19 protein-coding genes are annotated in these 22,133 nt (G+C 68.0%); 8 read left to right on the top strand and 11 right to left on the bottom strand.

Features of this window, described 5'->3' with window-relative positions; translation table 11 throughout:
• Window positions 1–172: 172 nt before the first annotated feature.
• Together ACREYQ_RS27915 and ACREYQ_RS27910 are read right to left on the bottom strand one after the other, a co-directional pair.
• A complete protein-coding gene (locus tag ACREYQ_RS27915) occupies window positions 173–937 on the bottom strand; it encodes a helix-turn-helix domain-containing protein (protein WP_432261205.1) in 765 nt (254 codons plus the stop codon).
• Window positions 921–1,844, bottom strand: a complete 924-nt coding sequence (locus tag ACREYQ_RS27910) for a DMT family transporter (RefSeq protein WP_432261204.1) — start codon at window positions 1,842–1,844, stop codon at window positions 921–923. The genes ACREYQ_RS27915 and ACREYQ_RS27910 overlap by 17 nt, the downstream gene beginning before the upstream one ends.
• A gap of 221 nt (window positions 1,845–2,065) precedes the next feature.
• Between ACREYQ_RS27910 and ACREYQ_RS27905 the strand changes: the two genes are divergently transcribed.
• From ACREYQ_RS27905 to ACREYQ_RS27890, 4 genes are all read left to right on the top strand, one after another.
• Window positions 2,066–3,658 carry a DUF1800 domain-containing protein gene (locus tag ACREYQ_RS27905; RefSeq protein ID WP_432261203.1) on the top strand — a complete coding sequence of 531 codons (1,593 nt, stop codon included), beginning with the start codon at window positions 2,066–2,068 and terminating at the stop codon, window positions 3,656–3,658.
• Window positions 3,659–3,677: 19 nt separating this feature from the next.
• Window positions 3,678–5,003, top strand: coding sequence for a DUF1501 domain-containing protein (locus tag ACREYQ_RS27900; protein WP_432261202.1), 1,326 nt, complete (start codon window positions 3,678–3,680; stop codon window positions 5,001–5,003).
• Between the two features lie 137 nt (window positions 5,004–5,140).
• On the top strand, window positions 5,141–5,383 hold the full coding sequence (locus ACREYQ_RS27895) for an antitoxin (RefSeq protein ID WP_432261201.1): 243 nt from the start codon (window positions 5,141–5,143) through the stop codon (window positions 5,381–5,383).
• Window positions 5,383–5,784, top strand: a complete 402-nt coding sequence (locus ACREYQ_RS27890; RefSeq protein WP_432261200.1) for a type II toxin-antitoxin system VapC family toxin — start codon at window positions 5,383–5,385, stop codon at window positions 5,782–5,784. The genes ACREYQ_RS27895 and ACREYQ_RS27890 overlap by 1 nt, the downstream gene beginning before the upstream one ends.
• A gap of 56 nt (window positions 5,785–5,840) precedes the next feature.
• Here ACREYQ_RS27890 and ACREYQ_RS27885 read toward each other — a convergent pair whose 3' ends face one another.
• Complete coding sequence (locus ACREYQ_RS27885; protein ID WP_432261199.1) at window positions 5,841–8,453, bottom strand: transglycosylase domain-containing protein; 2,613 nt, start codon at window positions 8,451–8,453, stop codon at window positions 5,841–5,843.
• Between the two features lie 314 nt (window positions 8,454–8,767).
• Between ACREYQ_RS27885 and ACREYQ_RS27880 the strand changes: the two genes are divergently transcribed.
• Together ACREYQ_RS27880 and ACREYQ_RS27875 are read left to right on the top strand one after the other, a co-directional pair.
• A complete protein-coding gene (locus ACREYQ_RS27880; RefSeq protein ID WP_432261198.1) occupies window positions 8,768–9,838 on the top strand; it encodes a porin in 1,071 nt (356 codons plus the stop codon).
• 1,105 nt (window positions 9,839–10,943) lie between these two features.
• On the top strand, window positions 10,944–11,177 hold the full coding sequence (locus tag ACREYQ_RS27875) for a CDP-diacylglycerol pyrophosphatase (protein WP_078200989.1): 234 nt from the start codon (window positions 10,944–10,946) through the stop codon (window positions 11,175–11,177).
• Between the two features lie 128 nt (window positions 11,178–11,305).
• Here the strand turns inward: ACREYQ_RS27875 and ACREYQ_RS27870 are convergent, their stop codons facing one another.
• The 6 genes from ACREYQ_RS27870 to ACREYQ_RS27845 form a co-directional block, all read right to left on the bottom strand.
• Complete coding sequence (locus ACREYQ_RS27870; RefSeq protein ID WP_432261197.1) at window positions 11,306–12,472, bottom strand: ABC transporter permease; 1,167 nt, start codon at window positions 12,470–12,472, stop codon at window positions 11,306–11,308.
• Window positions 12,473–12,488: 16 nt separating this feature from the next.
• Window positions 12,489–13,643 carry an ABC transporter permease gene (locus tag ACREYQ_RS27865; RefSeq protein ID WP_432261196.1) on the bottom strand — a complete coding sequence of 385 codons (1,155 nt, stop codon included), beginning with the start codon at window positions 13,641–13,643 and terminating at the stop codon, window positions 12,489–12,491.
• Window positions 13,644–13,649: 6 nt separating this feature from the next.
• The gene (locus ACREYQ_RS27860) at window positions 13,650–14,342 is read right to left on the bottom strand and encodes an ABC transporter ATP-binding protein (protein WP_432261195.1); all 693 of its coding nucleotides are present in this window, start codon (window positions 14,340–14,342) and stop codon (window positions 13,650–13,652) included.
• Window positions 14,343–14,352: 10 nt separating this feature from the next.
• Window positions 14,353–15,570 (bottom strand): efflux RND transporter periplasmic adaptor subunit, encoded by a 1,218-nt coding sequence (locus ACREYQ_RS27855; RefSeq protein ID WP_432261194.1) that lies wholly within the window; start codon window positions 15,568–15,570, stop codon window positions 14,353–14,355.
• Between the two features lie 109 nt (window positions 15,571–15,679).
• Window positions 15,680–16,036: an ArsR/SmtB family transcription factor gene (locus tag ACREYQ_RS27850; RefSeq protein ID WP_432261193.1), complete on the bottom strand. Its 357-nt coding sequence runs from the start codon at window positions 16,034–16,036 to the stop codon at window positions 15,680–15,682.
• Window positions 16,017–16,481 (bottom strand): SRPBCC family protein, encoded by a 465-nt coding sequence (locus ACREYQ_RS27845; protein ID WP_432261192.1) that lies wholly within the window; start codon window positions 16,479–16,481, stop codon window positions 16,017–16,019. Before ACREYQ_RS27845 ends, ACREYQ_RS27850 begins: the two co-directional genes overlap by 20 nt.
• Window positions 16,482–16,837: 356 nt before the next feature.
• Here ACREYQ_RS27845 and ACREYQ_RS27840 point away from each other — a divergent pair, with 356 nt between their 5' ends.
• Complete coding sequence (locus ACREYQ_RS27840) at window positions 16,838–18,175, top strand: aspartate aminotransferase family protein (RefSeq protein ID WP_432261191.1); 1,338 nt, start codon at window positions 16,838–16,840, stop codon at window positions 18,173–18,175.
• Between the two features lie 158 nt (window positions 18,176–18,333).
• Here ACREYQ_RS27840 and ACREYQ_RS27835 read toward each other — a convergent pair whose 3' ends face one another.
• The gene (locus tag ACREYQ_RS27835; RefSeq protein WP_432261190.1) at window positions 18,334–19,488 is read right to left on the bottom strand and encodes a methyl-accepting chemotaxis protein; all 1,155 of its coding nucleotides are present in this window, start codon (window positions 19,486–19,488) and stop codon (window positions 18,334–18,336) included.
• Window positions 19,489–19,779: 291 nt separating this feature from the next.
• Here ACREYQ_RS27835 and ACREYQ_RS27830 point away from each other — a divergent pair, with 291 nt between their 5' ends.
• Window positions 19,780–20,694, top strand: a complete 915-nt coding sequence (locus tag ACREYQ_RS27830) for a LysR substrate-binding domain-containing protein (RefSeq protein WP_432261189.1) — start codon at window positions 19,780–19,782, stop codon at window positions 20,692–20,694.
• Between the two features lie 89 nt (window positions 20,695–20,783).
• On the opposite strand, the gene ACREYQ_RS27825 is transcribed toward ACREYQ_RS27830, so the two are convergent.
• Window positions 20,784–22,109 (bottom strand): MFS transporter, encoded by a 1,326-nt coding sequence (locus tag ACREYQ_RS27825; RefSeq protein WP_432261188.1) that lies wholly within the window; start codon window positions 22,107–22,109, stop codon window positions 20,784–20,786.
• Window positions 22,110–22,133 lie beyond the last annotated feature (24 nt).

Genomic DNA, 22,133 nt, shown 5'->3' with positions numbered 1-22,133 from the left:
ATTTTCTCGTCCGCGGTGGGCCGCAGACAGAAAATAGCGGGCAGGTTAATCAGAACAAGGGGATATTTGTTGCTGAATTCGTCGCGAAATTCAGGAGAAATTGCTGGTGGCGTGAGCGGAGGCCGCCCCGCGCGCAATGGTGTGGCGCGACGGACAGCGGGCGGCCGACTTGCTAGCCGCGTGCGGCCGCCCGCCAGGCCCCGGGAGGCTGACCAAAACGCCGCGTGAAGCTGCGCGTGAAGGTGGTCTGGTCCGGGTAGCCGGACGCCAGCGCGATCTCGGCCAGCGGCAGCGTGGACTGCGTCAGCAGCTGCAGCGCGCGGTCCAGGCGCAGCCGGGTCTGGTAGCGGTGCGGGGTATCGCCGAAGGCCTCGGCAAACAGGGTCTGGAAGCGCCGCACGCTCCAGCCGAAATGCCCTGCGACTTCCGCCACGCGCAGCGGCGAGGACAGGTTGGCGCGCAGGTAGGCATCCACGGCCATCAGCGGGAATACCTGCTGGTCGCCGGGCATGCCGAGGCAGTCCGCCAGCGCCGCGGCCAGCGTGGCCGCCAGTTGCCAGTCGGCCTGCGGCCCGCGTGCCGCGGCGGCGGCGCGCCACGCGGCCAGCGCGCGCACCCGGCTGCCGAAGGCGCCGTCCAGCGAGAATGTGCGCGGGCGCGCCATCAGCCGCGCGGGCAGCGCCACCGACCGCGCCGGGAAGTCCGCCACCAGCTGCAGGTTGCCGTCGCAGCCCAGGAATTCATGATGGCTGCCGGCCGGCACGATCAGGCCGGTGTGGTCGTCCACGCGGTAGGCGCGGCCGTCGATCTCCAGTTCGGTGGCGCCGGCCAGGCCGAACAGCAGCTGGTGGTAGCCGTGCTGGTGGCCGTCCGGCTGCGCGCGGTAGCGCCGCTGCTCGACCAGCGGCGAGGCGTGGGGTTCAGCGGGCTTCGGCATGCCGCAACCTGCCAGGGGTCTGGCACAGCCAGACGCCCGCCCCGGCCACCGCCATGCCCAGCGCCTGCACCGCATCCAGCCGTTCGCCGAACAGCAGCCAGGCCTGCAGCGCGGCCAGCGGCGGCGCCAGGAACATCAGCGCCGCGGCATTGGCGGCCTGCCCGCGCCGCACCAGGCTGATCAGCAGCCAAGTGCCGGCGCCCGACAGGCCGAGCGCCGCCCACGCCAGCCCGGCCCACAGCGCCACGCCGCCGTGCCAGTGCAGCGGCGCGCCCGCCGCCTGGATCGCCACCATCGCGGCGGCTGCCAGCATGGCGCCCAGGTTCTGCCACGCCGAGCTGGCGCGCAGGTCACAGGCGGCGATGGCGGTTTTCTGCAAGAGGGTTCCCATGGTGATAGAGACAATGGCCAGCACGCCCAGCAGCACGATCCAGGGCGATAGCGACGGCGTGGCGCTGTGCAGGCCGGCCTGCATCGCCGGGGCGACGACCAGCGCGACGCCAAGCGCACCCAGCGCCAGGCCCTGCCACGTCCGCCTGGAAGGTAGCTCTTTCAGCAGGGGCATGGCAAGCAGTGCGGTCAGCAGCGGCTGCAGCGCACCCAGAAGGGCCATGATCGCCGGCGGCAGGCCCCTGGCCACGGCCCCGTAGCCGGCGCACAGGTAGATGCCCTGCATCAGCGCGCCAGCCAGCAGGTGGCGCGGCGCCTCGCGCAGCGGCGGCCAGGCCGCGCGCGCGGCCAGCGACCATGCCGCGAACATCAGCCCCGCCACGGCAAAGCGGCCCAGCAGGAACAGGCTGGTGTCGGCCAGCGGCACGATGGCCTTGCCGACGATAAAGCCGGTGGACCAGATCAGGACAAAGGCAACGGTGGGCAGCCAGGCGGCAGCGGGCAGGGGGCGCGACATGAAGGCAGGGATTTCCGCCCGGGGCGGGATCAGGATGGCAAAGCGCAAGGCTAGCCAGGCGCTGCGCCGCTGTCTTGGCAAATCCGGCAATCGCGCGCTGAAAGTATTGGTAACACTCCCGGCGCCTGTCCACGTCAACCGATGGCCGCCTGCCACGTAACATGGTCATGGACTGGTCATGGTCCGGTGGTGTTCTGCTCAAAAGGGGCGAGGAGAAAGGCATGCATCCGGCGCAGCATCCGAGACAATCCGGCCGTGGCGGGTTCGCCGCCTGGCGCGCCGCGGCGGCACTGGCACTGGCCGCGTGCGTGGCCGCCTGCGCACAGGTGCCGGCCGGGGCCACCGGCAGTACCGGCACCGCCGCCGACCTGCGCTGGCTCAATACCGTCACCTACGGCGCCGACCAGGCCACACTTGGCGATCTGCGCCGGCTGGGCCGCAAGGCCTTCCTCGAACAGCAACTGACCCCGCCCCCGGCCGACCCGCCCGAACTGGCGGCCGCCATCGCGGCCTTGCCCGGCCTGCAGGCCGACGCCGGCGCCCAGATCCAGGCCGCGCGCGACGCCCGCCAGCGCATCGACGCCCTCCCCGATGACGACAGCAAGCAGCAGGCCCGCCAGGCGCTGAACGCGCAGGGCCGCGAGATCGTGGACGATGCCGCGCGGCGCCATCTGCTGCGCGCGCTGTATTCGCCGGCGCAGCTGCGCGAGCAGATGACGTGGTTCTGGATGAACCATTTCAACGTCTATTCGGGCAAGGGCCAGGTCCGGCTGCTGCTGTCCGACTACGAGGAACGCGCCATCCGCCCGCACGCGCTGGGCCGCTTCCGCGACTTGCTGATGGCCACCGTGACCGCGCCGGCCATGCTCGTCTACCTCGACAACGCCCAGAGCAGCGCCAACCGCATCAATGAAAACTACGCGCGCGAGCTGATGGAGTTGCATACCCTGGGCGTGTCGGGCGGGCCCAGCGGCTCGCGCTACACGCAGCAGGATGTGCAGGAGCTGGCGCGCGTGCTGACCGGCGTGGGCGTCAATCTGGGCGGCACGCCGCCGCCGCGCCTGCCGCCTGCGCGTGCGGGGCTGTACCGCAGCAATGGCCTGTTCGAATTCAATCCCGCGCGCCATGACTTCGGCGCGAAGACACTGCTGGGCCAGCGCATCGAGCCGGCCGGCTTCGACGAGGTGGCGCGCGCGGTCTCGATCCTCGCCCGCGAGCCGGCCACGGCGCGCTTTATCAGCGCCAAGCTGGCGACGTACTTCATTGCCGACACGCCACCGCCGGCGCTGGTCGAGCGCATGGCGCAGACCTTCACGCGCACCGATGGTGATATCGCCGCGGTGCTGCGCACCTTGTTCCTGGCGCCGGAACTGGACCGGCAACTTGCCGCGCCCACGCGCAAGTTCAAGGATCCGATGGTCTATGTGGTGTCGTCGATGCGGCTCGCCTACGAGGGCCGCCCCGTGACCAACCTGCGCCCGGTGATGAGCTGGCTGAACCAGCTTGGCGAGCCGCTGTACGGCCACGTGACGCCGGATGGCTATCCGTCGGCAGAAGGTGCATGGGCCAGCTCGGGCCAGATGGTGCGGCGCTTCGAGATTGCGCGCGCGATCGGCTCGGGGCCGGCGGGGCTGTTTGCCGGCGATGGCACGAGGCCGCGCGGCGCGCGCTTCCCGATGATCGGCAACAAGCTGTACTACGACACCATCGAAGCCACCCTCGGCCCCGCCACGCGCGCCGCGCTGGCCCAGGCCGAATCGCAGGCCGAATGGAACACCGTGCTGCTCGGCTCGCCCGAGTGGATGCAGCGATGACCACGCAAGGGAGCGGACCATGCAACGCCGACAATGGCTGAAAACGATGGGCGGTGCCACGCTGGGGCTGGCGCTGCCTGGCATCGCCTCGCGCGTCTATGCGCTGCCGGCGCAGGCCGACGCGCGCTTCCTGCTGGTGTTCCTGCGCGGCGGCTATGACGCCGCCAGCGTGCTGGTGCCGGCCGGCAGCGATTTCTACTACGCCGCGCGGCCCAGCATCGCCATCCGCCGCCCGCCTGCGGCCGGTGCGGACGCGGACCCCAACGCGGCCGTGGCGCTGGCGCCGGCCTTTGCCGCCGACAGCGCCGCGCGCGGCATCGGCGACTGGGCGCTGCACCCGGCATTGGCCGCGGCCATGCTGCCGCTCTGGCAGCGCGGCCAGCTGGCCTTCGTGCCGTTCGCCGGCACGCACGACCTGTCGCGCAGCCACTTCGAGACCCAGGACGCGATCGAGGCCGGCTTGCCGGGTGAAGGGGACGACCGCAAGGCCGCGGCTTCGCTGCGCGGCAGCGGCTTCCTGAACCGGCTGGCGCAGGCGATGGGCGGGCAGGCCGCGCCGGTGGCGTTCACCGATGGCCTGCCGGTGGTGCTGTCCGGCCCGCGCGATGTGCCCAACGTTTCGCTCAAAGGCACCGGCCGCGCGCCGTTCGATGCGCGCCAGTCGAAGCTGCTGGCGCAGATGTACGGTGGCACGCGTTTTGAGTCGCTGATCGATGAGGGCTTCGAACTGCGCGAGACGGTGGCGCGCCAGGCGCAGGCGCCACAAGGTGGCATGGCTGGCGATGGTCAAGGCACGATGGCGTCGCGCCAGCAGGAAATGCAGGCCGCCAACCGCCGCTCGCTGAGCGCACGCGGATTCGAAGTCGAGGCCCGGCGCATGGCCGGGCTGATGCGCGAGCGCTTCAACCTGGGCTTTATCGACGTGGGCGGCTGGGACACCCACGTCAACCAGGGCGGCGCGCAGGGGCAACTGGCCGGCCTGCTCGACAACCTCGGCCGCGGCCTGTCCGCCTTCGCCGCCGAAATGGGTCCTGTATGGGACAAGACCACCGTGGTGGTGCTGTCCGAATTCGGCCGCACCTTCCGTGAGAACGGCACGCGCGGCACCGACCACGGCCACGGCACGGTCTACTGGGTCGCGGGCGGCACCGTGCGCGGCGGCCGCATCGCCGGCGAGCAGGTGGCGGTGGAACAGGCCACGCTCAACCAGAACCGGGACTGGCCGGTGCGCAATGAATATCGCGCGGTGCTGGGCGGGGTGTTCCGCAGGCTCTATGGGCTGGATGATGCGCGGCTGGCCCAGGTGTTTCCGGGGGTGAGGGGGCGGGATATCGGGTTGGTGTAATGAAATAGCGTGGCGACTGGGTCTGATCTCGCCGCAGATGCCAGCTTTAAGGGAAAAGTGACGATGTAACGACGAGCCGGCTCATTGCACTCGCCTTCAATTTGGCATATGCTTTGGCATATGCTAAGGAGTCCCCAATGACCACGACAGATGAAATCCGACATGTCAGGCTGTTTCGCAATGGCCGCAACCAGGCGATCCGGATTCCGCGCGAGTTCGAACTGCCGGGGGAGGAAGCCATTCTGCGCCGCGAAGGAAATCACCTCATCATCGAGCCGGTTGCTGCAATGCCATTGCGGTCCTTGCTGGCGCAATGGGAGCCTATCGACATCGATTGGCCGACGGTCGATAACCTGCCTGCCGAGGATGTCGATCTCTGATGTCCTTATTCCTGCTCGATACGAACATCGTTTCCGACGCGATTCGCAATACGCGTGGGCCTTGTGCTGCTCGCATTGCCGCGCTCGAACCTGACAATTTGTGCACTTCGATCATTGTGGCGGCCGAACTTCGCTTCGGAGCCGCCAAGAAGGGCTCTGCCCCGCTGAGCGAACGTGTCAGCCAGGCCTTGGCTGGCTTGCGTGTATTGCCGCTGAGCGGCAACGCTGACGCTTGCTATGGAGAGTTGCGCGCAGCACTGGAACGCAGCGGACGGGTGATTGGTGCCAATGACATGCTGATCGCTGCGCATGCTCTCTCGCTGGGTGCCGTGCTAGTGACCGACAATATCGGGGAGTTTTCTCGCGTCGACGGATTACGCTGCGAAAACTGGCTGAAGTAGGCCTTCGGGCCGGTGCGTAGGCGCCAATCTCACGCCAGGCGGCGATAGCCGATACGTCAGCCTGGCGTGGAGTTGTTCGGGGTGCCGCTCGTCGGCGCAGGAGCATCGACTGGCCGGGAGGCGGGCGAAGGCGCCACTGGCGTGGCAGGCGCGGCTGGACCCGTGAGGGCGCCCGGATAAGCAGGCGGGGCGGACTTCCCGGGCGGAGCCGTCGCAGCTGATGCTGTCGGTATTTCCACGCCACTTGCCGCAGACGTGTCCGCAGTAGAACCTGGCGGCACCGCAATCACCGTCTCCCCCCGGTCCAGCGCCAGGCTGGACTCATCCTGGGCGCGATCCGCCGAAGCGCCCGATGCCGAGCCGGCCGGCGGCGCTACCTCAGCCTCCGGCGCAGGCAGCGCCGGCCGGCGCGGTGCCGGGCGCGGTGCCCAGGTCTCGCTGGCCTTGTCGCGCGTGAACATCTGGCTGAACCAGCCGCGCAGTTGCGTGCCCAGCGACGCGAACAGGCTGGTCTCCTCGTGCTCGGCAAAGCGCGCGCGGCCGTCGACGATGCGGGCGTGCAGCGCGCGCTGGTAGAAGTCGCCCACCATCGGCAGCGCGCTGTGCGCGCCCTGGCCCCAGTAGTCGCTGCGCAGCGTGACGCGGCTGTCGTTGAAGCCGACCCAGGCGCCCGCCACCAGTTCCGGATGCATCAGGATGAACCAGCCGTCGGCATTGTCCTGGGTGGTGCCGGTCTTGCCGGCCACGTCGGCGCGGATGCCGAAGCGCGAGCGGATGCTGGCGCCGGTGCCGCGGTCGATCACGTCGCGCATCACGTCGAGCAGGGTTTGCGAGGTCGCGGCGGGCAGCGCGTGCTCGGCGCGGGCCGGGCGGAATACCTGCAGCACATTGCCCTGGCGGTCCTCGATGCGCGTCACCATGGTTGGCGCGATGTAGTCGCCGGCGTTGGCGATGGTGCCGTAGGCGGCCACCATCTCCTTGAGCGTGACCGGGCTGGTGCCCAGCGCCAGCGACGGCACCAGGTTAAGCTGGCTGTCGCGCACGCCCATGTCGCGCGCCAGCCGCGCCACGCGCGCCGGCCCCACTTCCTGCATCAGCTGCGCGGTGATGGTGTTGCGCGAATAGACCAGGCCGTCGCGCAGCGTCATGGCGCGCCCGGTGGGGCGGCCTTCGTCGCTGGGGCGCCAGATCTCGCCGCCGGACAGTTTGATCTCCACCGGCTGATCCACCAGCGTGTCATCGGGCGTCTTGCCGTCTTCAAAGGCCGCGCCGTAGACAAAGGGCTTGAAGGTCGAGCCGGGCTGGCGGCGCGCCTGCTGCACGTGGTCGAACGCGTCCTGAGTGTAGTCGCGGCTGCCGACCCAGGCGCGGATCTCGCCGTTGCGCGGGTCGATGGCCAGGAAGCCGGCCTGGATGCGCGTCTTCTGCTGGTGCAGCGCGCGCATGAAGGCGCTGTCGGCCATCAGCTGGCGCAGCGCCTCTTCCGGCGCGGTGCCGGCGGCGATGGCGGCACGGTACTCCGGTGTCTCACGCACGAAGGCCTGCACCAGCGGCTTGTTGGCGGCCCAGCCCGCGCGCGGCGCCCAGGCTGCGTTGGCGATGGCCTGCAGCCGGTTGCCCTGCTGCACCACGGCCTGCGTGGCCATGGCCTGCAGGCGCGCGTCGATGGTGGTGCGCACCACCAGGCCGTCGGCGTAGATGTCGTAGCCGTTGCGGTCGGCCCAGCCGATCAGCCACTTGCGCAGCTGCTGCGCGAAGTGCGGCGCGGGCCCGGGCGGCTCGGTCTGGCGTTCGAAGTCGATGCGCAGCGGGCGCTTTTTCAGCTGCTCGTAGCGTGCCGCATCCAGCTTGCCGCGCCTGACCATCTGGCCCAGCACGGTATTGCGCCGGTCCAGCGCGCGCTCGGGGTTGAGCACCGGGTTGTAGTAGCTGTTGCCCTTGAGCATGCCGATCAGCGTGGCGCTCTGCAGCACGTCCAGCGAACGGGCCGGACGGTCGAAGTACGTGCGCGCCGCCATCTCGATGCCGAACGCGTTGTACAGGAACGGCACCGTGTTGAGATAGGTCTCGAGGATCTCGTCCTTGGTGTAGAGCGCCTCGATTTTCAGCGCGGTGATGGCTTCCTTGAGCTTGCGCGTCAGCGTGGGCGCGCGGCCGATCTCATCGGGATAGAGGTTGCGCGCGAGCTGCTGGGTGATGGTGGACCCGCCCTGGCGGTCGCCGGAAAAGGTATGCACCGCGGCCGACGCCAGCCGGCGCCAGTCCAGCCCGTGGTGCTGGTAGAAGCGGTGGTCCTCGGTGGCGATCAGCGCGGCCACGACGTTGGGCGAGATCTGCGACAGCGGCACCCAGTCACGGTTGGCCCACTTGAACACCGCCAGCTCCTTGCCGTCGGCGGACAGCACCTGGGCCGGCTGCTCGGACTTGGCCTTGCGGATATCGCTGATGCCCGGCGTGAACGGGATCAGGATCAGCACGTAGAGCAGAACGGCCGCGGGGATGGCGGCCAGCGCGGCCAGCACGCCGCGCCGGGTGGGGCGCAGCGTCCCGGGCCGGGTCAGCCCGGCGCGTGCGGTGCGCGCGGCCAGTCCTGACAAGCGTTGCCGGAGCCGGGCAGGCAGTGAGGCGAGCAGCGGGGCAAGCCGGGTCTTGATCTCAGCCAGCTTCATGAGGCGAAGCGGTCGAGGCACTGGCGCATGGCGGCACGGGACACTGGCATTACCGTCGTCGGAAAAGACTGCATCCTACCAAAACGTTCCCCTTGGTTACAGGGATAACCCCCATTCGGGGTTATCCGCCACTTCCTGCTGCAAAGCATGGGTCACAAAGGATTCATATTGCGCCGCCACAATGCCGAGGCCGCAACTTGTGCGGACGAAGCGCCGTTGCCGGGTTGCCCGGCTCGATCGGGTTGGCCCCCTTGCCGACCTGGCCTTGGGTCCGGCGCGGTGTCGTGCCTCAAACAGAACACAGAGAAATCACAGTGAAGAAAGCTCTCCTTGCAATGACGGCAGCAGCGGCCGCGTCGGCCGCATCCGGGGTGGCGTCGGCCCAGGCCGCGTCGAACGTGACGCTTTACGGCATCGTCGATGCCGGCGTCGAAGTGATCAGCCACGTGCCGGGCAGCAACGGCGCCCAGGGCACCGCCACGCGCCTGAACTCGGGCAACCTGTCCGGCTCGCGCTGGGGCCTGCGCGGCACCGAAGACCTGGGCGGCGGCCTGAAGGGCATCTTCGTGCTGGAGAGCGGCTTCGACATCGACACCGGCACCTCGGCCCAGGGCAACCGCCTGTTCGGCCGCCAGGCCTATGTCGGCCTGCAGGGCGGCTGGGGCGCGGTCACGCTGGGCCGCCAGCAGAACGCGCTGTACGACCTGTTCGGCGCCTTCGACCCGATGGCCGTGGGCCCGCGCTACTCGCTCAACAGCGTTGACTCGGCCTTCAATGGCCGCGCCGACAACGCCATCAAGTACACCGGCAAGTTTGGCGGCCTGACCGCCACTGGCTTCTACAGCTTCGGCCGCGACAACAACGGCGAAGTCCCGGGCGCCCCCAAGGTCGCGCGCAACTTCGGCGGCGGCCTGTCGTACGCCGCGGGCGGCTTCTCTGTCGGCGCCGCCTATGACCAGTACCAGGGTGCCACCGTGGCGCTGCAGGACCGTGCTGCCAAGCGCGCCGCGGTGGGTGCTGCCTATGCCTTCGGCGAAGCCAAGGTGTTCGCCGGCTACCGCTGGCTGAGCGACGACGGCGTGTCTGCCGCCACCGCGACATCGACCCGCAGCAACGTGTACTGGGCCGGCGCACAGTACCGCTTCACGCCTGCGCTCCAGTTGACCGGCGCGGCGTACTACACCGATATGCGCGACAGCAGTGCGGATCCGTGGATGTTCGTGCTGTCGGCGGACTATTCGCTGTCCAAGCGTACCGACGTGTACCTGAATGTTGGTTACGCGAAGAACAAGTCCGGTTCGGCGCTGGGCCTGAATGGGGTTGGTACCGTGGTGGCCGGCGAGAACCAGACCGGTGCCACGATCGGCCTGCGTCACCGCTTCTGAGCGTAGCCGCCTGATGCCCGTCCGGCAGGCTGCGAAGCCTGCCTGGGCGAGTGCTTAACTCTCATATCGACACCTGCGGCTGGTATTGCGGGGTTCGTTGGGCCGGTTGGTTTGATCGGCCTTTTTTTCTCTGGGCGTTGCAGTGGTTGCGGGGTGTTTTGGTGGGATTCCTGCTTGTTGGGTTGCTTGGTTATGTCGGTCGGGTTCGATGTTGTCGTAGGTTTTACCGCCTGGTTCCGCCCTGCTGGGCGGGTCACTTTTTGGCCGAGCGCCAAAAAGTAACCAAAAAACGCGTCGCCTCAGGCGGCTGGCCACCAATTCCGCGGTGTGGGTGGTTCGGGCGGTGGTGATTTCCGTTCGATGGGGTTGGTGGTTCAGGCCTGCTACGCTCCCGGGATGTGCCTTGCGTCCAGGGACTATTGAACGAACCCGACTTTAGGCTGTTGGCAGCCTTCTAACGAGGTTATCGGTAGGACGCCTACGGCTGCGCTGCGCGCACTCAGTATCGTAGGTCGGGGGCTCGGGCACGGAGTGCGTCGCTGCGCTCGCACGGCGTTGTCGTGAATGATGCCGGGCCAAAGGAAAAAAATCAGGACGTAGCCGCCGGTTCTGCCACGTCAGGACGTGCGCGCAGCGCAGCCGAAGGCGTCCGACCGACGCCGTGGTTAGTAGGCTGCCAACAGCCTAAAGTCGGGTTCGTCCAATAGTCCGTCGAAGCAGGCACAGACAGGGTGCGTAGCAGGGTCGAACTACCGACCCCATCGACTGGAAATCACCACCGCCTGAACCACCCACACCGAGGAATGGATGGCCAGCCGCCTGAGGCGACGCGTTTTTGCCTACTTTTGTCGCTCGGACAAAAGTAGGTCGCCCCTTCAGGGGCGAAACCAGGGCCGTCGATCCATCGACAGATACCCGCCGCAGGCACGATAAGTGATTCAAGCGACGCAAAAATGTCGGTCAAACACAAGGCTGGCGAGACTACTTCAGCTCCGGAGCCAAAACCTGACCGCACTGTCGCGCCTTAGCACATTCGCAACGGTTTCACCAATCCAACACACGGAAGTGGTTATGATTTGGTAGTCGCCTAGTCGAGAAGCTGCCTATGACCCTCCACGTCACGATCCGCACCATCCGTACCGGCACGCTGCAATCCGCCCGCTATCAGGCGCGCGTCTATCTCACCACCGATGCCGAGGCCATGCCGTTGCTTGCGACGGCATGGAGCGAGCGCGAGGCAGATGCCTTCCGTACCGCACAGTTCTGGGCGCAGCGCCACGCTTATGTGGTGTCTAATCCACGCGCCGGGACTTTCTACGGGGTTTCGGGCCGGCGCTGAAGCCGGCCAGCGTATCCGCTACTTCGTCCGCGTCTGGGACGCCGCAGGCGCCACGGCAGGCTTTGCCGGGGCCGGGCTGCTGCCGCGTTGGCGCCGTGCGTCCAGCGCCCTGGCCGGCGACGCTTGACCTAGCGCGCCCGCAATGCGTCCACGATATTCATCCGCGCCGCCCGCACCGCCGGCAGGAAGCCGCCCACCAGCCCCATCACCATCGAGAACGCCAGCGTCTGCAAGGCAATGCCCGGCGTCAGGATGAAGCGGAACGAGAGGTCCGCGAAGGTCTGGAAGTTGGTGGTCGAGAACGATGCGAACTGCATCAGCGCCGCGCATGCCAGTCCCGCGACGCCGCCCACCAGCCCCAGCAGCGCGGCTTCGATCAGGAAGGCGGTGAGTACGTTGACACGCTTGAAACCGAGCGCGCGCAGCGTGCCGATCTCGGCCACGCGGTTGGCCACCGAGGCATACATGGTGATCATGGCGCCGATCATCGCCGCGATCGAGAAAATGGTGGACAGCGTGAAGCCCAGGATATTGATAAAGCTGGACAGGGCCTTGGACTGGTCGCTGTAGAAGGTCTGCTCGCGCTTGGCCTCGTCCGCCAGGCGCGGGTCGACGTCGATATCTGCGCGAAAGCGCTCGAACAGCGCGGTATCCGCCAGCCTGACCACCATCGACGAATATGCATTGCGCCGGAACGACTGCATCAGCTGGTCCACGTCGCCCCAGATCTCGGAGTCGAAACCGCTGCCGCCGGCATCGAAATGCCCCACCACGGTCCAGTCGCGCTGGGCAAAGCGCAGGTGCTGGCCGATCTGCACGCCCGCAAAGCCGCCGGCGATGCTGCTGCCGGCAATGATCTCGGACGAGCCCGGGCGGAACATGCGCCCGGCCACCAGCCGCACCTGCGGGCGCAGGTCCAGGCCCGGCGGCGAGATACCGCGGATCACCACGTTGGATGGTTGCCCGGTGCTGGCCTTGGTGAGTGAGATCAGCACCACCGCCTCGCGCGAGGCCAGCGGCCGGCCCGCGCCATTCATGGCCACGGCCGGGTGCATTTCCATGATGCTGGCCTGGTCGCGGGCGACCGCGCTCTGGATCTCGGTCTCGGCGCCCTTGCGGATCACCACCACGTTGTTCTGCTCGCCGGTTGTGACCAGCGTCTTCTTCAGCCCGGCATCGAGCATCAGCATGGTGGCGAAGACAAAGACCACCAGCGCCAGCCCGGCCGCGGTCAGCGCGGTGGTCAGGCGCCGGGCCCACAGGTTGCGCGCGATATAGGTCAGCGGGATCGCCACGTCAGCCTTTCGTGCGCTAGCCGATGGCCCGCAGGCCCTCGACGATGCGCACGCGCGCGGCCTGCACCGCCGGCACGATGCCGGCAAAGACGCCCACCGCCAGCGCGCAGGCCGCCTGCAGCTGCATGGTCTGCGGCGACACGGTGAAGACCGGGAACACCCCGCCCACCGCCTGTTTGAAGGCGGAGGCCACCGGCGGCGTGGCCAGCATGCCGAGCGTGCCGCCGGCCACGCAGATCGCCAGCGATTCGCCGAACACCAGCAGCGCCAGGAAGCCGGGGCCGAAGCCCAGCGCCTTGAGCGTGGCGTACTCCACGGTGCGCTCGCGCGCGCTCATCGCCATCGAATTGGCCATCACCGCCATGATGATGACGATCACCACGTAGGACACCACGCGGATCGCGGCGATGATCTGGTTGGACATGGCGACAAAGCCCAGCTGGAAGGCCTGCTCGGTCTCGGTCAGCGTTTCCGCCAGCGAATTGCGGAACACCGCGTCGACATTGCGCGAGATCGCGGCAGTGTTGTCAGGATTGCCCACGCCCAGCACATAGACGCCGACCTGGTCGGCCTGGCGCGGGGTGCGCTTGCGCACGGTCTCGTTCAGGTATTCCCAGTGGAACACCATCTGGCGCGTGATGGTGCTCTCGTCGCGCCCTTCCATGATGCCGCGCACCACGAATTCCCAGGTGCCAGGGTAGATGGTCCCCTTGATCGGGACCACGTCACCGATCTTGAAGCCGAACTGGTCGGCCAGCTGGCGCCCGACCAGCGCGCCCTTGCGGTCGCGCTGGTAGTCGGCGCGCTGCTGGTCGGGCACGATGAACTCCGGGTAGAGGTCGAGATAGTTGTTCGATACCGCAAACTGCGCGAAGAAATTCTTGGGGTCGCGATAGACGCCGCCGAACCAGTTCGAGCGCGCCACCGAGGTCACGCCGTCGACGCCCTTGATGCGGTTCTCATAGCTCAGCGGCAGCGGAAACACCAGCGAGATCGCATTGCGCGTGACCAGCCGCGCGCTGGACGCCGCCGAGGCGCCCGCGTACCAGGCGTCGATCACCGTCTGCAGCAGCCCGAACGCCAGCACCGCGATCACCAGCCCGAACACCGTCAGCGCGGTGCGCAGCTTGTGCCGCAGCGCGTTGCGGGTGATCAGCTTGAGCGCGTACATGCGGGCTTAGGCAACCTCGCCACGGATCAGCTCTCCCTTCTCCAGGTGCACCAGGGATCCGGCCGCGGCCGCCGCGTGCGCATCGTGAGTGACCATGATGATGGTCTTGCCGGCATCGGCATTGAGCCGCTGCATCATCGCCAGGATCTCGGCGGCGGAGGTGCGGTCGAGGTCGCCGGTGGGCTCGTCCGCGACGATCAGTGCCGGGTCGGTGATCAGCGCGCGCGCGATCGCCACGCGCTGCTGCTGGCCGCCCGACAGCTCCGACGGATAGTGGCTCATGCGGTCGGCCAGGTTGACCATGTCCAGCACCAGTTCCACGCGCGCGCGCCGTTCCGCGCGCGGCAGGCTGGTCAGCATCAGCGGCAGCTCCACGTTCTCGAACGCGGACAGCACCGGCATCAGGTTGTAGAACTGGAAGATAAAGCCGACGTTGGCGGCGCGCCAGTCGGCCAGTTCCGCTTCGGGCAGCCGCGTGATATCCAGTCCTGCCACGCTCAGCGTGCCGCTGTCGGGCCGGTCGACGCCCGCGATCAGGTTCAGCAGCGTGCTCTTGCCCGATCCCGACGGCCCCATCAGCGCAACGAAATCGCCTTCGCCGATTTCCAGCGAGATATCGGTCAGCACCGGCACGGTCTGCACGCCGCGCCGATAGGATTTGGCGACGTGGCGGATCTGCACCAGGGGCGCTGCGCTCATGTTGGCCCCTTCACGGCCTGGTCACGGTGATGCGGTCGCCGTCGCTGAGCTTGTCGCCCGGCGACAGCACCAGCACGTCGCCGGGCTTGACGCCCTGCACGGCCACCAGCTCGCCCAGCTTGTCGCCGGTCGTGACCTGCACCTCATGCGCCCTGCCGTCTCTCACCACATAGGCCAGTTGCCGGCCGCCATTGCGCGTGACCACCGCGGCGGGCTGCACCGCCACCACCGGCTCGCGGTCCCTGGCCGATGCCGCGTGCGACAGGAAGGCGACCTTGGCGCTCATGTCCGGCAGCACGCGCGCATCGCGGTCGACAAAGCGCACCTTGACCAGCACGGTGGCCTTGGAGCGGTCCACCGTCGGCACGATGCGCGACACCTGCCCGGCCATGCGCAGCCCCGGCAGCGCATCCAGCAGCAACTCGCACGGCTGGCCGGCGCGGATCTTGCCGATATTGGATTCGGCGACGTCGGCTTCCACTTCCAGCGTCTCCATGTCGGCGATGGTCACGATCGCCCCCTTGGTGTCGGCCGCGGCGGAGAAGGGGGTGATGTTGTCGCCCACGTTGGCATGCTTGACCAGCACCACGCCATCGAACGGCGCGCGCACCACGGTCTGCTCGACCGCGACCTCGGCCGCGCGGGCATTGGCCTGCGCCGAGGCGATCGACGCGCGCGCACTGTTGACCGATGCCTGTGCCTTGTCAAAGCGCGCCACGGCGGCGTCGTACTCGGTGCGCGAGATGGCGTTCGGCACGATCAGCATCCTGGAGCGGCGCAGGTTCACCTCGGCGTCCTTCAGTTCGGCCTGCTGCAGCGCCAGGCTGGCCTGCGCCACCTGGACCTGGGCCTGGGCCTGGGCGAACGAGGCGGCGACGTCCTTGCTCTCCAGCCGCGCGATGATCTCGTCCTTCTTCACGCGCGAGCCCTCCAGCACGCCCAGCCATTCCAGCCGGCCCTGCGCCTTGGACGCGACCGCAGCCTTGCGCTGCGGCACGACATAGCCGGTGGCATTGAGCAGCGTGAAATTCTGGGTGGGGTAGGCGGAGGTGACCGTGGCGGTCTGCACCGCGCGCGGGCCGGCCAGGCGAACGCCGATGCCGGCCAGGGCCAGCAGGACCAGCGCAATGACTGCATAACGCAGCCACCTGCGCCGGGGGCGGATGCGGGCGCCGGCCGCGGCGGCGCTCCGGTCGATTTTGAGCCTGGACAGGTCGTGGTCAGCCACTGCGCGCTTCCTCTCGCTGTGATGGGCGGGGCCCTCAGTATAGCGGCGAGCGGCAGGGTGTCCACGGCCCACGAAGGGAGCAAATCGGCAGCACAATCAGCGATGTCAGCTAGTGACTGGTCTCCACCGCCAGCTTCAGCTTCGCCAGCGCGAATTCCCATTGCCGGCCGATCGCTTCCAGCGACCGGCGCGCGGCTTCGACCTGGCCCGGCTCGAACTGCCACAGGCGCTCGCGCCCGCTCTTGCTGTCGCGCACGAGCCCAGCCTGGGACAACACCTCAAGGTGCTTGGTGACCGCCTGCCGCGTCATGGCGCTGCCCGCGGTCAGCTGCGCGATCGACATCGCGCCGCCCGCGCACAGCGCCGCCACCAGCCGCAGCCGGGTTTCGTCGCCAAGCGCGGCGAAGACGGTCGCGGCGTCATGCAGCGCCAGTGCGGGAGAGGTCTCAGGCTGCGCCGCTGACATGCTTGCGGATGTTTTCCATCTGGCCGTCCCAGCCGCCGCTGTTCATGCGAAAGGCCTCCATGCGGCGTTCGGGCGGGATCTGGTCGAAGCCGGATTCGACCACGGTCAGCAGCGTGCCGCCTTCGGCTTCCTTCAGCGCGAACACCACCAGCGTGGGCGGCTCGGCCGAATAGTCGCGGCCGCGCTCCATCGGCGCCGGATGCCAGCGCCAGGACAGCAGCCGGGGCGGCTCCATGCGCTCGACCTCCACATCGAACTTCAGGTATTCGTAGCCGGGATAGGTGATGCTGCCCACGGCGCGCTTGCCGGGCGCGAAGGTCACGCCGTCGAATTTCACGCCAAACCAGCTGCCGAAAGTGTCGGCGTCGGCCAGCGCATGCCAGACGCGGTCGATAGGGGCGGCCAGCAGGATGCTGCGCTCGATGCGGTCAGTCGCTGAAGTCATGTCCGGTCTCCTGTGCAGGATTGAATATGCAACGTCATGGTTGCATGTTAGGCGGTTGGGCGCAATAGTGCAACCATAAGGTTGCAAATATGCCAATGGCAGGCGATCAGCGACCCAGCCCCGGCTCCGAATGCAGCGCGGCGCGCACGCCTCCGGCACCAGCTGCGCAGCCATTGATGAAACATTTGTATCTTCATGGCCTGACTATCGTTGCTCTCCTTCGTGGCAAAGCGCTGACGTGAGTTGCACGGCGTTGTGAAACATATGTTGCATAAGGGCCGGACTCATACTTATACTGCGTAGGCATCGCCGCGGCATACCCCTGAAGTGCCGCCGGGCACAGCCTTAACACCATCATGACCCACGTATTCCATCGCAATCCGCGCCAGAAGCTGCCCGTTGCCGTTGCCGGGCAGGGGATCGAACTGATCGACAGCGAAGGCCGCCGCTATCTGGACGCCTCCGGCGGCGCCGCCGTGTCGTGCCTGGGTCACGGCCATCCGCGCGTGATCGAGGCGATCAAGTCGCAGCTCGACACCATCGCCTACGCGCATACCTCGTTCTTCACCACCGAGGTGTCCGAGACCCTGGCTGACACGCTCGTGCAAGCCGCGCCCGGCGACCTGGACCATGTCTACTTTGTCTCGGGCGGCTCCGAAGCGGTGGAGTCAGCGCTGAAGCTGGCGCGCCAGTATTTTGTTGAAGTGGGGCGGCCTAGCCGCCGCCACTTCATCGCGCGCCGCCAGAGCTACCATGGCAATACGCTGGGGGCGCTGGCCATCGGCGGCAACGCGTGGCGGCGCGAGCCGTTCCTGCCGCTGCTGGTGCCGGCGCACCACGTGTCGCCGTGCTATGCCTACCGCGACCAGCAGGCCGGCGAAACCGATGCGCAATACGCACAGCGCCTGGCCGACGAACTGGAAGCGAAGTTGCTGGAACTGGGCCCCGACACCGTGGCCGCCTTCGTCGCCGAAACCGTGGTGGGCGCCACCGCCGGCGCGGTGCCGCCAGTGGGCGACTACCTGAAGCGCATCCGCGCCGTGTGCGACAAGTACGGCGTGCTGCTGATCCTGGACGAAGTGATGTCAGGCATGGGCCGCACCGGCTACCTGTTCGCGTGCGAAGAGGACGGCGTGGCGCCCGATATCGTCACCATCGCCAAGGGCCTGGGCGCGGGCTACCAGCCGATCGGCGCGATGTTGTCGACGCGCCGGATCTACGACGCCATCGTCGGCGGCAGCGGCTTCTTCCAGCACGGCCACACCTATATCGGGCATGCCACCGCTTGCGCCGCGGCGCTGGCGGTACAGCGCACCATCGCCGAAGACAACTTGCTGGCCAATGTGCTGGCGCGCGGCGAGCAACTGCGCGCACGGCTGCACGAGGCGCTGGGTGATCATCCCAACCTGGGCGATATCCGCGGACGCGGCCTGTTCGTCGGGGTGGAGTTCGTGGCCAACCGCGGCAGCAAAGCCACGCTCGATCCCGCGCTGAAGACGCATGCGCGGCTGAAATCCGCCGCGATGCAGAATGGCCTGCTGGTCTATCCGATGGGGGGCACGGTCGATGGCGTGCATGGCGACCACGTGCTGTTCGCACCGCCGTTTATTTGCACGCCGCAGGATATCGACCGGATTGTCGAGCGCTTTGCCGCGGCGGTGCAGGCGGTGCTGCCGGCTGGCGTCACGGTCTAACTTACTGTCGGTTTGCTCCCCCCGCTTGCGGGAGAGCAACCGGGGGTGAGGGCAGGCGCTGGCAAACCACCGGCTGTACTTCGTGGAGACTCCCGCCCTCACCCCAACCCTCTCCCGCAAGCGGGAGAGGGAGCACCCAATCAGTCGGGATGCCTACATCAGGCGAACGCCGCAGCCTGTCTGAATGCGCCATGCCCCGGTGCCTGTGCTGACGGTTCCGCATCCAGCTTGAATTCCCCCACCACGCGCTGCAGTTCGGTAGCCTGGCCCGCCAGCGCCTGCGAAGCGCTGGCCGCCTGCTCCACCAGCGCCGCATTCTGCTGCGTCACGGTGTCCATCTGCGCCACGGCCTCATTGACCTGCGCGATGCCAGTGCTCTGCTGTTCAGACGCCGCGGTGATCTCGCCCAGCAGCCCGGTCACGCTGGCCACCGCCTGGACGATCTCCTGCATGGTTTCCCCGGCCTGGCCCACCAGCGCCGAGCCACTGTCCACCTGCTGCACCGAATCGTCGATCAGCTGCTTGATCTCGCGCGCCGCCGACGCACTGCGTTGCGCCAGCGTGCGCACCTCGCCCGCCACTACGGCAAAGCCGCGGCCCTGCTCGCCGGCGCGCGCCGCTTCCACCGCGGCGTTCAGCGCCAGGATATTGGTCTGGAAGGCAATGCCTTCGATCACTTCGATAATGTCCGTGACCTTGCGCGAGCTGGCGCTGATCGCCGACATGGTCTGCACCACATTGCCCACCACCTCGCCACCGCGCGCGGCGATGCCCGATGCGGTTGCCGCCAGCCCGTTGGCGGCGCGCGCGCGTTCGGTGTTCTGCTGCACCATCGAGGTCAGCTCGCCCATGCTCGATGCGGTCTCTTCCAGCGCCGCCGCCTGCTCTTCCGTGCGCTGCGAAAGGTCGGTATTGCCCGCGGCAATCTGGAGCGAAGCGGTGGTGATCGAATCGGTGGAGGCGCGGATGCGCGTCACCAGGTCGGTCAGCATGTCCTCCATCTCGCCCAGGCCGCCCAGCAGCCGGCCAAATTCACCGCCGCGCTCGGTGTCGAACTCCTGGCTGAGGTCGCCAGCTGCCACGGTTTCGGCTATGTAGACGGCTTCGGACAACGGCGCCTCGATGCTGCGCGCCAGTGCCCAGACCGCGCCCACCGCCAGGCATAGCCCGCCCACGCCCAGCGCGATCAGCAGGCGGCGCGCATCGTCCGCATCCTGCAGCCGCGGCAATGCCACCGCGATCCCGATTGCCATCAGCGACCACATGGCGCCGAACGCCGCGCCCAGGCGTATGCGAATCCCCAGGTTCTGCATGTCTCTCTCCCCGTTCTGTTCAGACTCCACCACCCCAGAAGTGCAGGCGCCGGCGTTCCGGCTGCCTGTCTTGCCTGGCCAACTCATACTTAACGGCCGGGTGGGCGTGGTCTTTAGCAGGTTCCGGGGCATGGCTTATGCCGCCGCAACAGCAGTCCATTGGCGTGGAAGCATGCATGCGACATCCGGTCCGTCCTTCTCCAATTGGTTCTTCCTTTGAAGAGCCTCGCGCTGTTTGCTACGATTATCAATTAATATTTGAAAATCACAGCACGCCCCAGGAATCGACTCATGAAGGCCCTGCAAGACCTGGATATCTTTGTGCGCACCGCCGACAGCGGCAGCCTGTCGGCCGCCGCGCGCGCGCTGGACCTGACCCCGGCTGCCGCCAGCGCCGCGCTCAAGCGGCTGGAGGCCGAGCTGGGCGTGCAGTTGTTCGTGCGTTCCACCCGCACCATGCGGCTGACGCAGGCGGGTGAGCTGCTGCTGGCACAAGGCCGGCCGGCGCTGGACGCGCTGCAGCAAGTCGGCCAGCAACTGGCCACCGGCGTGCAGGCCTTCCGCGGCGCGCTGAAGCTGTCGGCAACGTCGGATTTCGGCCGCAACCTGCTGCTGCCTTGGCTCGATGCCTTTCAGGCACTGCACCCGCAGGTGGAGATCCGCCTGCACCTGACCGACCGCGTTACCAATATCTACAGCGACCCGGTGGACGCGGCGTTCCGCTATGGCGAGCCGCCGGACTCCAACCTGGTGGCGCTGCCGGTGGCGCCCGAGAATCGCCGCGTGCTGTGCGCGTCGCCGCAATACCTGGCGCGGCACGGCGTCCCCGACACGCCGCTGGCGCTATCGGAACACAACTGCCTGTGCTACATGCTCGGCGACGAAGTGCATGACCGCTGGCGCTTCTGGCGCCATGGCACCGAAGCCGCCACGGTGCGCGTGCGGGCCTTCAATGTGTCCAACGACGGCGATGCCGTGCACCGCTGGGCGCTGCTCGGCAAGGGCATCGCATACAAGGCTTATTTCGATGTGGCCGGGGACCTGGCCGAAGGGCGCTTGCAGGCGCTGTGCACGGACTGGGGCACGGAGGCGTCGCCGCTTTACATGGTGGTGCCGGGGCGGCGGCAGGTTACGCCGCTGCTGCGGGTACTGCGGGATTTTGTGGCGCAGCGGACGGCTGAGCTGGCAGGGCTGGCCGGTCGATAGGGCGGCGACGGAGCGGCAGACGGCAAGATGGTGGACCGCCCGTTGCTCGACCAGGCGCCGGATCTTGTCCGGCGCCTGGTCCGCAACCGTCAGTCCAGCCGCTTGCCCGCCGTCTCCGGCACCATCGCCAGCCCGATCAGCGAAATCAGGCCGCAGCCGATCACATATAGCGCCGGCGCGCTGGCATTGCCGGTGAGTTCGATCAGCCAGGTGGCGATCAGCTGCGCGAAGCCGCCGAACACCAGCACGCCGATGCAATAGACCACCGATAACCCGCTGGCGCGGATGCGGCGCGGGAACAGCTCGGTGATCAGCACCACGGACGGCACCACGTTCAGCACCAGCGGCAGGGCCAGCATCGCGACCACGGCCAGCAGCGTGCCGAGCGACGGCCGCGCGTTGAGCAGCAGGAAGGCGGGGTAGACCAGCACCAGCATCGCCACGCGCGACCACAGGATGGCGGGCTTGCGGCCGATGCGGTCGGACAGCCTGCCGGCATACGCGGACAGCGCCACCTGCACCAGCGCGGCGACGCAGCCGGCGGCCATGCTGAGCCCGAGCGGGATCTTCAGCACCGTCACCGCGTAGCTGGTCATGTAGTGCAGCACGATGTAGGTGGCGGAGGTGCCTCCGATCGTGACCAGCACGCCGGCCACCACCACGCGGCCGTGCCCGCGGAAGATCTCCGACAGGCCGGCGCGTTCGTGGCCTGGCGCATCGGCGCCGGGGGCTTCGGCGGTTTCCTCCAGATGCCGGCGGATATAGAGGCCGAGCGGAATGACCAGGATGCCGATGGCGAACGGCACGCGCCAGCCCCAGCCTTGCAGCGCGTCAGGCGACAGCCCGTTGGTCAGCGACAGCCCGACCACCGCCCCCAACAGCACGCTGACGCCCTGGCTGAACAGCTGCCAGCTGCCGTAGTAGCCGCGCGAGTGGTCGTCGGCGTATTCCATCAGCAGCGCCGTGGAGGCCCCGACCTCGCCGCCCAGCGCAAAGCCCTGCAGCAGCCGCGCCAGCACAATCAGCAGCGGCGCGGCCAGCCCGGCCTGCGCATAGGTGGGCGAAACCACGAACAGCAGCGAGCCCAGCCCCATCAGCCACAGCGTCAGCGCCATCGCCGGCTTGCGTCCGACACGGTCGGCATAGAGCCCGATCAGCAGGCCGCCGAGCGGGCGCGCGACGAAGCCCACGCCAAACGTGGCCAGCGACAGCATCAGCTGGCCGAAGCTGCCGCTGACCGGAAAGAACAGCTTGCCGATCAGCACCGCGAAGAAGCTGTAAACGGTGAAATCGTAGAATTCAAGGCCGTTGCCGATGGTGATGGCGGCAATCACGCGCCGGCGCGGCGCGGCACGGCTGGCCGGGCGCGCGGCAAACTCGCCGTCGAGCGGCTGCGCGGGCAGGGAAGTGGACATTCGGTGTCTCCGTGGGTGGGGTGG

Source organism: Cupriavidus sp. TMH.W2 (assembly GCF_050847365.1).
Lineage (GTDB): Bacteria > Pseudomonadota > Gammaproteobacteria > Burkholderiales > Burkholderiaceae > Cupriavidus.
This window is presented reverse-complemented; position numbering and strand designations above follow the sequence as displayed.